This window comes from Pseudomonas sp. ASL3 (assembly GCF_056680425.1).
On record NZ_CM155281.1, the window covers coordinates 1317088 to 1329169 of the forward strand.

Annotated in this window: 12 protein-coding genes and 1 pseudogene; 11 read left to right on the plus strand and 2 right to left on the minus strand. The window is 56.8% G+C overall.

From position 1 onward, the window contains the following. The first annotated feature begins 165 nt into the window (after positions 1 to 165). From AC1MEE_RS05990 to AC1MEE_RS06025, 8 genes are read left to right on the plus strand one after another with little or no spacing between them, the layout of a single operon-like run. On the plus strand, positions 166 to 1035 hold the full coding sequence (locus AC1MEE_RS05990) for a ParA family protein (protein WP_480414397.1): 870 nt from the start codon (positions 166 to 168) through the stop codon (positions 1033 to 1035). Beyond that, positions 1032 to 2378 (plus strand): replicative DNA helicase, encoded by a 1347-nt coding sequence (gene dnaB / locus AC1MEE_RS05995; RefSeq protein ID WP_480414398.1) that lies wholly within the window; start codon positions 1032 to 1034, stop codon positions 2376 to 2378. Before AC1MEE_RS05990 ends, dnaB begins: the two co-directional genes overlap by 4 nt. Further along, positions 2375 to 2554, plus strand: coding sequence for a hypothetical protein (locus AC1MEE_RS06000; RefSeq protein WP_480414399.1), 180 nt, complete (start codon positions 2375 to 2377; stop codon positions 2552 to 2554). The genes dnaB and AC1MEE_RS06000 overlap by 4 nt, the downstream gene beginning before the upstream one ends. Continuing rightward, positions 2538 to 2762 carry a hypothetical protein gene (locus AC1MEE_RS06005; protein ID WP_480414400.1) on the plus strand — a complete coding sequence of 75 codons (225 nt, stop codon included), beginning with the start codon at positions 2538 to 2540 and terminating at the stop codon, positions 2760 to 2762. The genes AC1MEE_RS06000 and AC1MEE_RS06005 overlap by 17 nt, the downstream gene beginning before the upstream one ends. After that, positions 2743 to 3033 carry an Arc family DNA-binding protein gene (locus AC1MEE_RS06010; RefSeq protein WP_480414401.1) on the plus strand — a complete coding sequence of 97 codons (291 nt, stop codon included), beginning with the start codon at positions 2743 to 2745 and terminating at the stop codon, positions 3031 to 3033. Before AC1MEE_RS06005 ends, AC1MEE_RS06010 begins: the two co-directional genes overlap by 20 nt. Continuing rightward, entirely contained in the window at positions 3033 to 4712 is a 1680-nt protein-coding gene (locus AC1MEE_RS06015; RefSeq protein ID WP_480414402.1) for a ParB family protein, read from the plus strand. Before AC1MEE_RS06010 ends, AC1MEE_RS06015 begins: the two co-directional genes overlap by 1 nt. Before the next feature lie 28 nt (positions 4713 to 4740). Next, positions 4741 to 5295, plus strand: a complete 555-nt coding sequence (locus AC1MEE_RS06020; protein ID WP_480414403.1) for a DUF2857 domain-containing protein — start codon at positions 4741 to 4743, stop codon at positions 5293 to 5295. Further along, on the plus strand, positions 5295 to 6674 hold the full coding sequence (locus tag AC1MEE_RS06025) for an STY4528 family pathogenicity island replication protein (RefSeq protein WP_480414404.1): 1380 nt from the start codon (positions 5295 to 5297) through the stop codon (positions 6672 to 6674). The genes AC1MEE_RS06020 and AC1MEE_RS06025 overlap by 1 nt, the downstream gene beginning before the upstream one ends. A gap of 136 nt (positions 6675 to 6810) precedes the next feature. On the opposite strand, the gene AC1MEE_RS06030 is transcribed toward AC1MEE_RS06025, so the two are convergent. Further along, on the minus strand, positions 6811 to 7704 hold the full coding sequence (locus AC1MEE_RS06030) for a LysR family transcriptional regulator (RefSeq protein WP_480414405.1): 894 nt from the start codon (positions 7702 to 7704) through the stop codon (positions 6811 to 6813). Between the two features lie 267 nt (positions 7705 to 7971). Here AC1MEE_RS06030 and AC1MEE_RS06035 point away from each other — a divergent pair, with 267 nt between their 5' ends. From AC1MEE_RS06035 to AC1MEE_RS06045, 3 genes and pseudogenes are all read left to right on the plus strand, one after another. Beyond that, positions 7972 to 8946: an alpha/beta hydrolase gene (locus AC1MEE_RS06035; protein ID WP_480416164.1), complete on the plus strand. Its 975-nt coding sequence runs from the start codon at positions 7972 to 7974 to the stop codon at positions 8944 to 8946. A 45-nt stretch (positions 8947 to 8991) separates the two neighbouring features. Further along, positions 8992 to 10215: an MFS transporter gene (locus AC1MEE_RS06040; protein ID WP_480414406.1), complete on the plus strand. Its 1224-nt coding sequence runs from the start codon at positions 8992 to 8994 to the stop codon at positions 10213 to 10215. 249 nt (positions 10216 to 10464) lie between these two features. Further along, positions 10465 to 11062 (plus strand): annotated as a pseudogene (locus AC1MEE_RS06045) (eCIS core domain-containing protein). A gap of 220 nt (positions 11063 to 11282) precedes the next feature. Here the strand turns inward: AC1MEE_RS06045 and AC1MEE_RS06050 are convergent. Beyond that, positions 11283 to 11999, minus strand: a complete 717-nt coding sequence (locus AC1MEE_RS06050; protein WP_480414407.1) for a hypothetical protein — start codon at positions 11997 to 11999, stop codon at positions 11283 to 11285. Positions 12000 to 12082: the final 83 nt, after the last annotated feature.

Here is a 12082-nt window from a genome sequence, read left to right on the forward strand (position 1 = left end):
GGGGTCCCGTAGGAAATTTCCAGGGCCCAATGATTTTTGAGCTTTCTCATAGAAACTCAAAAATCATGCTCAACGGCCATGAAACACGTCTTGTAACAATATCAGCATTCCAGTTTTCTACGTGCAATGCGCTGTCTCTAATCACTTGATTTAGAGGCAAGCACCATGAAAATCGCATCAATCGTTTCGACCAAAGGCGGCCCGGGCAAAACCACGGTGACCGCGAATCTAGGCGCGTTCTGCGCTGACGCTCATCTCCGTACCCTCCTGATCGACCTCGATACCCAGCCCTCGCTGTCTTCGTTCTATCGCATCGAACACGAAGCGAAAGGCGGGACGTATCAGCTCATTGCTCACAACGACACCCGGACTGAGCAGATCATTTCCCGGACCTGCATCCCAAACCTGTCGCTTATCGTCTCCAACGACCCCTTCAACCAGCTCAGCAACATGCTGCTGCACGCGGCTGACGGGCGGTTACGCCTGAAAAACCTGGTATCGGCCTTTGCCGATGACTTCGATCTGCTGTTGATCGACACCCAGGGCGCCCGCTCGGTGATGCTGGAAATGGCGTTGCTCTGCTCCGATCTGGCGATCTCACCGATCACCCCGGACATGCTCGCCGCGCGTGAGTTTTATCGAGGGACTCAGCAGCTGCTCAAGGACCTGGAGCCGCTTTCAGTGTTGGGCGTGTATACGCCGCCATTGAACATCGTGATCAACAAGCTCGATGCCACCAATGACGCGAGCCTGATTTATCAGTCCCTCACCGAGACCCTTGCGGATCATCCGCAGATCAATCTGCTCAACACTACGCTCCCGGCGGCAGTGAGTTTCCGTAGGGCGGCTACCGAGGGCGTGCCGGCTCATCGTCTGGAATATCGTCAGCCGCTGAATCGGCGCTCACCCTCGGCGTTTAGCGTGATCAAAGCGCTAGCCGTAGAGTTGTTTCCGGAGTGGAAGCCGCAATTCGAGTTATTGGCTAAAGAAACGCTCAACAGCCGGCGGAATGCGAATCAGGAGGTGGCCTCGTGAACCTCTTCGACCTGATGCCACCTCACTCCATCGAAGCCGAGCAAGGCGTGCTCGGTGGGTTGATGCTCGACAACGAGGCTTGGGAGTTGATCGCAGACACCATCGGTCCTGAGGACTTCTTCAAGCGTGAACATCGCTTGATCTATCAGGCCATTGAAGCGCTGGCGGCTACCAATACGCCGTTCGACGTTGTCACCTTGTCCGAATCGCTGGTCGAAATCGACGAGGTGGGCGGTCTTGCCTACCTCGGGGAGCTGGCAAAGAACACACCCTCAGTCGCCAACATCGGCGCCTATGCCGAGATCGTTCGAGAGCGCTCTCATCTGCGTCAGCTGATCATGCTGGGCCACGAATGCAGTCGCAGCGCCTCTGACAATCAGGCGAAAAGCACTGAGGTGCAGGAGAGCTTCGAGCAGAAGCTTTTTGCACTGGGACAGGGGCGTGCCCCCAACAGTTTTGTCGACGTTAACGATGCGCTGATGAAGGTGCTGGAGCAGGTCGATTTCAACTTCAATCACGGCGATGGCGTGACCGGCGTCCCCAGCGGGCTCGCGGATCTGGATCAGAAAACCGGCGGTTTTCAGGACGCCGACCTGATCATCGTCGCGGCGCGTCCGTCCATGGGAAAAACCAGTCTCGCGTTGAATTTTGTCGATGCGGTGCTGCAAAAAAACCAGACCAATTCGGTCCAGATCTACAGCCTGGAAATGCCTGCTCAGGCGCTGATGTTCCGGATGCTGGCGATTCTTGGTCAGTTGGATTTGGCCAATTTGATGCGGGGGCAGCTGGAGGACGAAGACTGGCCAAAGCTGACTGCAGCAGTCGCCAGAATCAATGCCTACGGCGAGCGATTGGTGGTCGACGACAGCTCCGGGCTGACACCAGCCACCTTGCGCGCCCGCGCCCGGCGAGCCGCCCGACGATACGGCAAGCCGAGCCTGATCATGGTCGATTACCTGCAACTGATGCAGTGTCCCGGCAAAGAAAATCGCAACCTGGAGATCGCTGCTATTTCCGCGGGACTCAAGGCCGTCGCCAAAGAGTTCGACTGCCCCGTCGTAGCGCTTTCTCAGCTCAACCGCTCGCTGGAAAACCGCCCCAACAAACGCCCGCATAACGGCGATCTACGTGAATCCGGCGCCCTCGAGCAGGACGCCGACCTCACGTTGTTTATCTACCGCGACGAGGTCTATCACCCCGATTCAGCCGATCAAGGTATTGCCGAACTGATCATCGGTAAACACCGCAACGGGCCGACCGGCGTTGTGCACACCGCTTTCATCCCCGCGCACACCCGTTTCGCCAATCTGGACGCCAAGCACTGGCAAGGAGCAACAGCATGAACAAGACACCTCTGCCACGAGGAACCTGCATGGATTGCACTGCTGACTTCCCGATACACAAGGCCATTCGCCGTATCGCTGACACCATTTTACCGGACGGCGAACTGGATATTTTGGTTTGCCCGGAGTGTGGCAGTTACTCAGTGGAGGAGGGTCGTCATGAAGACCACCAATGACAATTCCCACGAGTACTGCACGGTTGTGTTTCGACTGAAAAATGGTCGTGTCGATGCGGGGAAATTTGTCTACGCCCTGGCCTGCCGAGTCGAGCAGTGGACGCATGTCGAGGTCGTCAAACTGGAAATCGGTGATCTGCGCTACGAGAGCGCACAACACAGCAAGCAGACTGAAGAGGGAGCTGAATATGACCAGCCGCAGAACTGATCGAGAAAAATTCGTTGTCCGGTTTTCCGAGCCTGGACTCAGAGGCCAGATCGCCGATCAGGCAAAACTCACCAAGCGCTCGATGAACGCCGAGATTGTTTATCGATTGTTCCGCAGCTTCGAATTGGAAGAGGAATTGAGGCGAGCCAATGCAGTGATCGATCGGCTGACAGGTTATGGCCTGGCAGACGATGGCAGCTCTCGCGAGCCGGCCAATTCGCCAGAGATCGATGACTGCAGTGACGTCCGTGTGATCAAGGGAGGTTCCTGATGGGCGCCAGGACATTAAGCCGCGACGACATTAAAGGAAAACTGCTGCAGGGATCTTTCATGAACAACGGCCCCAATGTGACCCAGCTTTCTGACCCCGTCGCGGACACGCCGATGGTGATCGCGCTGGATAAGCTTCGACCCTATGAGTACAACCCACGCATCAATCGCAACCCGCTTTTCGATGAGCTCAAAGCATCGATTCTCAGCAGAGGGCTGGATGCGCCGCCGCCGATCACCCGGCGGCCGGGGGAGGAGCATTTCATCATTCGCAACGGCGGAAATACCCGCCTTGCGATCCTCAATGAGCTGTGGCGAGAAACCCGCGACGAACAGTTTTTCCGCATTAATTGCCTGTTCCGCCCGTGGCCCAAGCGCGGCGACATCGTCGCGTTGACCGGGCACCTGGCTGAAAACGATATACACGGGGAACTGACTTTCATTGAACGTGCACTGGGTATCGAGCGGGCCAAGGGGCTGTATGAGCTGGAAACCAACGAGCCTATCTCACAAAGAGAGCTGGCTCGCAGGCTGGCGGCCGACGGTTATCCGGTGTCCCAGCCCCACATCAGCAAGATGCACGACTGCATTCACTTCCTGCTGCCGGCCATCCCCAATCTGCTCTATTCAGGCCTTGGGAAACCGCAAATCGAACGCCTGACCAACCTGCGCCGCAATGCCGCCAAGAGCTGGGCGAAGTATGCGGATACTTCCACAGTCACCGTCGACTTTGAGTCATTGTTCGTTGAGGTGTTGGCCACTTTTGATGACAGCGGTGACTTCAAGTTTGAGCGCTTTCAGGACGAGCTGATTCATCAGATGCAGCAGCCACTGGGTAAGGATTACAACTGGCTCAAGCTGGATATTCTTGATGCGAATTCACAACAGCAGCAGGTGGTGGGGTCTGCAGTTCCCCCACCTCCACCACAGGCGAAACCCCTTGTCATTGAGACGCCGAAACCGAAGGACGAGCCTCCTGATGGCAGCGATGAAAAGCCAGCGCGGAGCACAAAATCTCAATCACCCTCTGATCAGGTACTTGAAACCATTACGCAGACGGAGCCTGCCTCCAGGCGCGCGCCCGAGTTAACTGAGGAAGAGAACCAGGAGCGAACTCAAGCCCATGTCATCACGCCCATTCCCGGGCTGACACCGCGTATTCAGACGATGAAAAAGCAGCTCGCCGAAGCAACCGGGGAGCCGATCCCGGACTTCGACGAGTCGTGCCTGCACTCCATTCCCGTGCAGGTCGGAGGTCTGCACCCGATCTCGGATCTTTGGTACATCGAACGACAGATTGATGAGCCGGCGCAGCTGCGAAACCAGATCTACGGATTGGTCAGCGAGGTCATCAGTGAAGTTGGATGTCCTACGGAGCTGTGGCGCAGCGATGTGGGCACTGGTTTTTACCTGAAACGCACGGCCGACCCAGACGAAAAACTGACCCCATTGACCGCAACGACAATGACCTTGCTCGAGGCTCTCAACGGGTATTCGCAAGTCCAGGCGGATCAGACGTTTCAAACTTCTGCTGAACTGGGACAACTGATCCTGGGCTGCGCAAAACTCGAGTCTCGGATCGCCTCTACCTCAGACCGACTCAGCGATCACGCCCTGGTCAAAATCTTTCGTGTCATGCGCCTCGCGCGTCGGCTAATTGAACTGGAAGCAACGGCGTGACTGTCCGCCTCGAAATGGAGAAACATCCATGGCCCATCCATTAAATTTGGCAGTGGCTTTTCAGATCCTCAACGACATCCGTAATGGTCAGCTACGCAGCTGCCTGGCCATGGGCTTTGCCGAACAGGACCTCAAGGATCTTATCGAGCCGCAGTGCATGAGCATGCTGGTCAACGCACCGGTTCCCTGGTTCAAAGTGGTGGTCGACGGTCTGGTCGTTCGACGTCTGTTGTCGCAAGCCAAGAGCTGCGAAGAAGATCAACTGATCATGCGGGCTTTGAAGATAGGCGCGAGCTCGCCGATGATCCACCAACTGTTCGGGCTGTCGGCCAAGGAGGTGGCGCTGCGTCGCAACATCCTCGGCATGCCGAACCGAAGGGGTCGCTGGCCTGCCGTTAACCAGGAGCAGGAGCGGGCGTTATGGGATCACTGGGTCAACGCGATCAAAGCGTTTCCCGACGCCCCCCGTGACAGCCGGGCCTTGTTGAACGTAGCGATACAGCTCACTGAACAGCTGCCGCCACTCAACCTGGCCATGGTCTGGACGACGATTCAGGGCTGGATTGAACAGGACTTGGTCTGATGCCCGACACGTCGCGCAGGTTCACCCCGGGCAACCTCGACACGCTGAATGCCTTACTGGATTCTGCCTCCAGTTCCTTGAGCGATAAACGTCGTGAGCAAACCCGAATCCCAAAACCCGATCGACCGGGCGCGCAGCCACTGGCGCCCATTCTCGACACTGAAAGCACCGGCATTCTATTCACCGGCAATCCCCATGAAGCCTTCCCGCGAAGGCTTCTGCTGGATAATCGGCTGACGCCGCTCGAGCGCAATGCCTGGCAGGTTTTCCGGTTGCTGCTCAACGACGACGGCCTGACGTCCTTCCCAACCTACGAGCAGCTACGTCCCTACCTGGCCTCGTCGCCGTACAAGCTGGCGTCTCGCGAGACCGTCGCCAAGGCCCTGACCACCTTGCGCCTGACCCGCTGGCTGAGCCTGGCCGGGCGGGTCCGTGACGAAGTCACCGGGCAAATGAAAGGCAACATCTACCTGCTGCACGACGAACCCATCAGCATTTCAGAAGCGATGCTGCTGGATAGCAGTTACCTGCAACTGGTGGGCAACTCACAAAACCACGCCAATAAATCGATACGCCAGGTGGCGGCCAATACGCTCGAGGAATTCATGCAGGATCCTCATCTCCGCGACCAGACGCTTCCGAGCCATCTGGAAGTGCTGGAACGGCGGGTCGCCAATCAAGGATGGGCCAAGTCGCGGCTGGAGTCATCCAACCGGCGAGCGCCTGCGACTGACGCGCCACACGAATCCGAACTCGGCTCAAGCGAATCCGAACTCAGTAAAAAACACCCAGTTCGGAATCGTGCAGCCCCCAGTTCGGATTCCGAACCCAGTGGAAAATCGGGTCCTGCAGCCCGAGTTCGGAATCCGAACTCATCTAGTACAAGTACTTATACAAATACATCTGTATGTAAAAGCTCTGTACCGCGTGCGGGCGCGAGTACCGGGATTGCGTGGCCTGCCTCGTTCGAGAGGTTGCCGCCGGACCAGAGGCAGAAAGCGCAGGCTGGGTTGGCGTTGATCTCGGTTGAGTTGCAGCAATCGGTGCTTGATCAGTGGGCTGCGCGGCTTGCGCAGGGTTCGATGCGCAATCCGTTTGGATACCTGCTTGGGATGATCGAGAAGGCGCGGAATGGGGAGTTTAATTTGGTTGCTCAGGCGGGACCTGATCGAGAGCGGTGTCCGGCTTCGCGGGCTTCTACGGCTCCCGTTGCAGGACAGGTTAGGCAGGAACCGTCGCCGGTCGCCAGGCAACATCAACCGACCGAATACAACCGGGCCGTTGCGAGTAAGGAAATGGCCGCCATCATGGCGATGATGGGTAGGCGCGGAGCGGGTTTGGGCGGGAATCCCCCAGCATCAGGTGGTGGAAATGGTTAAGTGCAAGGTGATTCCACTGGAATCACCATGGCACTTGGGCACCATGATTCCAGTGGAATCATTTGGGTGTGGACCGGCAGAGAACGACCCGATGCGGACGTTGGGGGGAGGTTGCGGTCAAATAATAGACGGCAACTTAGCTCCTATATTTCAGCGCTTCGACCAATGCAGAAAAAGCAGGAGATGCTTGGCGCCTGTTTGGATAATACAAATGGTAACCCTGAAACTTGGGGCACCAGTCGGCCAGGATCTCTTTAAGTCGGCCATCGGCCAGATAAGGTGCAACCAGTTCTTCTGGCACGTAAGCCAAACCAATTCCATCTACGGCAGCATTGAGAACATGCATGATGCTGTTGAAAACCAGCTGCCCCTCTGCCTTGACGGTAAAAGCCTGGCCATTTTTTTCAAACTCCCATGCGTAAATGGCGCCTGATGGTCTGTGTCGGATATTGACGCAAGCATGGCTGGTCAGCTCATGGGGTGTCGTCGGCGCCGGGTTCCGTTCGAAGTACGCTGGAGACCCCACTACGGCCAGCCGCCAATCCGGCCCTATACGCACGGCAATCATGTCCTTGCTGATCGATTCACCCATGCGAATGCCGGCATCGAATCGCTCTTCGACCACATTTGTGAACCCGTAGTCCACGTAGAACTCCAGCGTAATATCTGGATAGTCTTTCAAAAATCCCGCAAGCATCGGCCGTATGCATAACTCAATCTGATCGTCAGTGCAGGTGATGCGAATCGTACCACTCGGCTTGTCCCGCAATTCACCCAGCGCCTCAAGTTCGGCGGTGATCTGATCGAAGAGCGGGGCGATTGAACGCATCAATCTGTCTCCCGCCTCCGTAGGCGACACGTTGCGTGTCGTGCGGGCCAGCAGGCGCACGCCCAGCCGTTCTTCAAGTGCCCGGATCGTATGACTCAGGGCGGACGGGGTGATGCCGAGTTTGGCGGCGGCCTTCGTAAAGCTCTGGTCTAGCGCCACAGCCAGAAAGGCCTGAAGATCGTTCACTTTGGTATTGGTCATTGCTGAGTTTTTCTCACAACTACATGAAGATTGTGCCTACTAATCAGGTTCTCGCGAATCCGTCAAGATCTGCCACCTAATCTTCAACGGGCAACGACGATGAGCGAGACACCTGACATTAGCCTTGAAACTGCAGAAACTTTGACCACTACGGGATCCGATCGCCGTGAGTTTGTGAAGACGGCCGGCGTCAGCATCGCTGCTCTGGGCGTCCTCTCCGTCGCAGGAGGCTCTGCCTTTGCAGCGGGTTCGCAGAGAGCTTCAAGCATTCCGGAAGATGCTGACAATTTTTACAAGAGCGACAAGGTGACCGTGCAGAAGGTGACCTTCAAGAATCAATACAGCATGCAGATTGTGGGAAATTTAATTACCCCCAAAAATCTGGGTCGAAATGGTCGTGCTCCTGCAATTATCGTTGGCCACCCGATGGGAGCGGTCAAAGAGCAAAGCTCCATGCTCTATGCACAAAAACTGGCGGAGCAAGGCTTTATCACGCTGGCGATTGACTTGTCTTTTTGGGGTGAAAGCGAGGGCCAGCCTCGCAATCTGGTAGCCCCCGAACTGTATGCCGAGGCTTTCAGCGCCGCCGTTGACTATCTCGGGACGCGGGATTTTATTAATCGCAACCGTATCGGCGTACTGGGCATTTGCGGTAGCGGCGGTTTTGCAATCAGTGCCGCCAAGATGGATCCACGCATGAAAGCCATCGCCACTGTCAGCATGTACGACATGGGTGCGGTTACCCGAAATGGGCTGGGCCATTCACTGACTGCGGAGCAACGCCAAGCCATGCTCGCTAAAGCAGCGGAGCAACGGTATGACGAGTTCTCTACCGGGAAAATGCAATTCCTGAACTATTTGCCTGCGCAGCCTGATAAAGATACCGACCCTGTCACACGTGAGTTCTGGGACTTTTACCGCACGCCGCGCGGCATCCATATCCCTCAGGGCAGAACGCTGGAGCTGACGCAAAACCGCGCGCTGACCAGTGAAGTCAGGTTCGTGAACTTCTATCCGTTCAACGATATCGAGACGATTTCCCCGCGCCCGCTGCTGTTCATCGCCGGCGATCAGGCGCATTCCAAAGAATTCAGCGAAGACGCCTATAAACGGGCCGCCGAGCCTAAGGAACTTGTGTGGGTTCCCGGCGCAGGTCACGTCGATCTGTATGACCGCGTGAACCTGATCCCCTGGAACACGCTCAGCTCATTCTATACCCGGCACCTGACGGCGGTTGGCTAACAGCCCGCGCTTTCTGCTAACAATTTTTTGATGAGTGATTTTTGAATGACGGCTCAAGTATTTGACATGCCGGTAGGCGATACCCTCGGCCCGCCGGAGACCGAGGATCGACCGGCTTATTGGAGTGGTATTTTTGCGATGACACTGTGCGTGTTCGCGCTGATTGCCTCGGAATTCATGCCTGTCAGTTTGCTCACACCGATTGCTTCGGATCTTCAAATCAGCGAAGGACTTGCCGGCTATGGCATCGCCATCTCCGGCGCCTTCGCCGTGCTGACCAGCCTTTGGATCTCGACGCTCGCAGGTTCAATGGACCGCAAGACGCTGTTGCTGCTGCTGACCGGGCTTATGTGTGTGTCGGGGCTGGTCGTCGGTATGGCTCCGAACTATGCGGTGTACATGGTCGGCCGTGCGCTGATTGGTGTAGTGATCGGCGGGTTCTGGTCAATGTCGGCGGCAATGGCCATGCGCCTGGTTCCGGCTCGTAGCGTGCCCAAGGCACTGGCAATCTTCAACAGCGGCAATGCGCTGGCGACCGTTGTGGCCGCGCCGCTGGGCAGCTATCTCGGGAGTGTCATCGGTTGGCGTGGTGCTTTTTTCTGTCTAATGCCGGTGGTGGTCATCGCGTTGATCTGGCAGTGGATCAGCCTGCCCTCCATGAAGGCCGGACCGCGTAAGGTTGGTTCTGGCAATGTCTTTCGACTGTTCAAGAGCCCATTGGTCACCTTCGGTATGTTGGCGGTGGGCACCTTCTTCATGGGGCAGTTCGTGTTGTTCACCTATCTGCGCCCATTCCTGGAAACCGTTACCCGCGTGGATGTCTCCATGCTGTCGATGATTCTTCTGGTCATCGGCGTCGCGGGCTTTATCGGTACGCTACTCATCGGCACGTTACTGAAGATCGGCATGTACCGCATCCTGGTGTGCATTCCACTCTTGATGGCCACCATCGCGCTGGCCTTGATAGTCTTTGGCGACGCAGTGGTAGCGGCTTTTGTATTGCTGGGTCTGTGGGGCCTGGTCGCAACGGCGGCGCCCGTGGGCTGGTGGTCGTGGTTAGCCAACGCATTGCCCAAGGACACCGAAGCCGGTGGTGGCCTGATGGTGGCTGTGATTCAGCTCTCCATTGCACTTGGCTCGACCGTCGGCGGCATGCTGTTCGATGGCAGCGGCTACCGCATCACCTTTCTGGCAAGCGCCGCCTTGCTGCTACTCGCCGCTGTGATGGCCTTTGTCACTTCGCGTAAGCAGGTTCAGCAAGCTGCTTGAATTCGCCAATATTGCGCGCGGAAGCACTTTAATTGAATGTGTCGGACGACCGCTTTTGGCCGGCCTCTGCTGGTCACGACGGGCGGGAGTCACCAGCCAAGAGCTGCCGCGGACGGATGTTTACTACAGTGGCCTGTCGCTTCCTGCGATTATCTTGGGGGCGCCTGGTTCGGGACTACGCTAAAGCTATGCGGGTCGTCGATCAATTGTGACCCGCTGTTCGCGCTGCGTCCGTCCCTGGAGCGCCCAATGCCGCCCATCAACACGCGCCTGGTGGCGCTGCTTGTTCTTTGCCTGACTCTTGAAGTGCCAGCCCAGACCAACGGCTGCCCAGCTGGCGAGAAACAAGTGTGCCTGGACGGCTGCATCTGCCTGCCAGACCTGGGACAGATGCTCGGCCCCCTTACCTGATGGCATCTACCAGATCGCGGCCCCTGCCCTGGCGCTGTGGCTGACCCAAGCCCGCGCTGAAGCAGCCAACGCCGGCATCCAACCCATTCCGCCGCACATCCGGGAGCAATTGCTGCGTTGGTACGACCCCAGCGTCCTCGATACCGCACGCTATAAAGTTAGCGACAACGGCCAATTCAGCGCCGCCACTGCCATGCTGCAAAACCCCGATGTCGGTGCCGTGACGCTGATCGACATTATCCTCTTCCGGGACGCTCAAACCGCAGAACAGGACATCGCGCTCTGGGCTCACGAACTAAAGCATGTGCAGCAGTATCAGGAATGGGGGGTAGAAGGATTTGCCCAGCGGTATATACAAGATTTCAATGCTGTGGAGGCGCCGGCTTATGCCATACAGGCTGAGGTCAGACGGTCGGTGCGGGAAGGGACTTACTGAAGGGCAGCGAAGCTGCCTGTCTTACAGGCAGAAAGCAGTTGTTTTATTGAATTGAGTCACCCAGGTTTCAATGGCGATGAGTGGCTGCTTCTGGCCGATTGTGTTGAAAAAGTCGACCCGGCCTGGCTAGCCATGCATTGAACGGTGAAATCGCCTTTTTTGCACGCTGCTACGTCAAATCTGAGTCCTGAGCCTTCTGCGCAAAACACGGATTTCAATCTCAGGCGCGTACTTTTCTGCCGTGGAAACCGAAGCCGACTTTTTCAACAGAGTCGGCCGTTCTCTGCTGGTCCGCACCCTGAGACTCCACTGGAATCATGGTGCCCAACTGCCATGGTGATTCCAGTGGAATCATGGTGCCCAACTGCCACGGTGATTCCAGTGGAATCATGGTGCCCAACTGCCATGGTGATTCCAGTGGAATCATGGTGCCCAACTGCCACGGTGATTCCAGTGGAATCATGGTGCCCAACTGCCATGGTGATTCCAGTGGAATCATGGTGCCCAACTGCCACGGTGATTCCAGTGGAATCATGGTGCCCAACTGCCATGGTGATTCCAGTGGAATCATGGTGCCCAACTGCCATGGTGATTCCAGTGGAATCATGGTGCCCAACTGCCATGGTGATTCCAGTGGAATCATGGTGTCCAACTGCCATGGTGATTCCAGTGGAATCATGGTGCCCAACTGCCATGGTGATTCCAGTGGAATCATGGTGCCCAACTGCCATGGTGATTCCAGTGGAATCATGGTGCCCAACTGCCATGGTGATTCCAGTGGAATCATGGTGCCCAACTGCCATGGTGATTCCAGTGGAATCATGGTGCCCAACTGCCATGGTGATTCCAGTGGAATCATGGTGCCCAACTGCCATGGTGATTCCAGTGGAATCATGGTGCCCAACTGCCGTAGTGATTCCAGTGGAATCACTGGCACCCAACAGCCTGCCCCGAAAAGTACCAGCGCTGATTCAGTTTGAGCACTGACAGCCTTCCTGCGCCTTGGCGACACTGATCGCA

Coding starts and splice junctions, on each gene's coding strand:
- AC1MEE_RS05990 (WP_480414397.1), top strand. CDS start 166: ATGAAAATCGCATCAATCGTTTCGACCAAAGGCGGCCCGGGCAAAACC.
- AC1MEE_RS06000 (WP_480414399.1), top strand. CDS start 2,375: ATGAACAAGACACCTCTGCCACGAGGAACCTGCATGGATTGCACTGCT.
- AC1MEE_RS06005 (WP_480414400.1), top strand. CDS start 2,538: ATGAAGACCACCAATGACAATTCCCACGAGTACTGCACGGTTGTGTTT.
- AC1MEE_RS06010 (WP_480414401.1), top strand. CDS start 2,743: ATGACCAGCCGCAGAACTGATCGAGAAAAATTCGTTGTCCGGTTTTCC.
- AC1MEE_RS06015 (WP_480414402.1), top strand. CDS start 3,033: ATGGGCGCCAGGACATTAAGCCGCGACGACATTAAAGGAAAACTGCTG.
- AC1MEE_RS06020 (WP_480414403.1), top strand. CDS start 4,741: ATGGCCCATCCATTAAATTTGGCAGTGGCTTTTCAGATCCTCAACGAC.
- AC1MEE_RS06025 (WP_480414404.1), top strand. CDS start 5,295: ATGCCCGACACGTCGCGCAGGTTCACCCCGGGCAACCTCGACACGCTG.
- AC1MEE_RS06030 (WP_480414405.1), bottom strand. CDS start 7,704: ATGACCAATACCAAAGTGAACGATCTTCAGGCCTTTCTGGCTGTGGCG.
- AC1MEE_RS06040 (WP_480414406.1), top strand. CDS start 8,992: ATGACGGCTCAAGTATTTGACATGCCGGTAGGCGATACCCTCGGCCCG.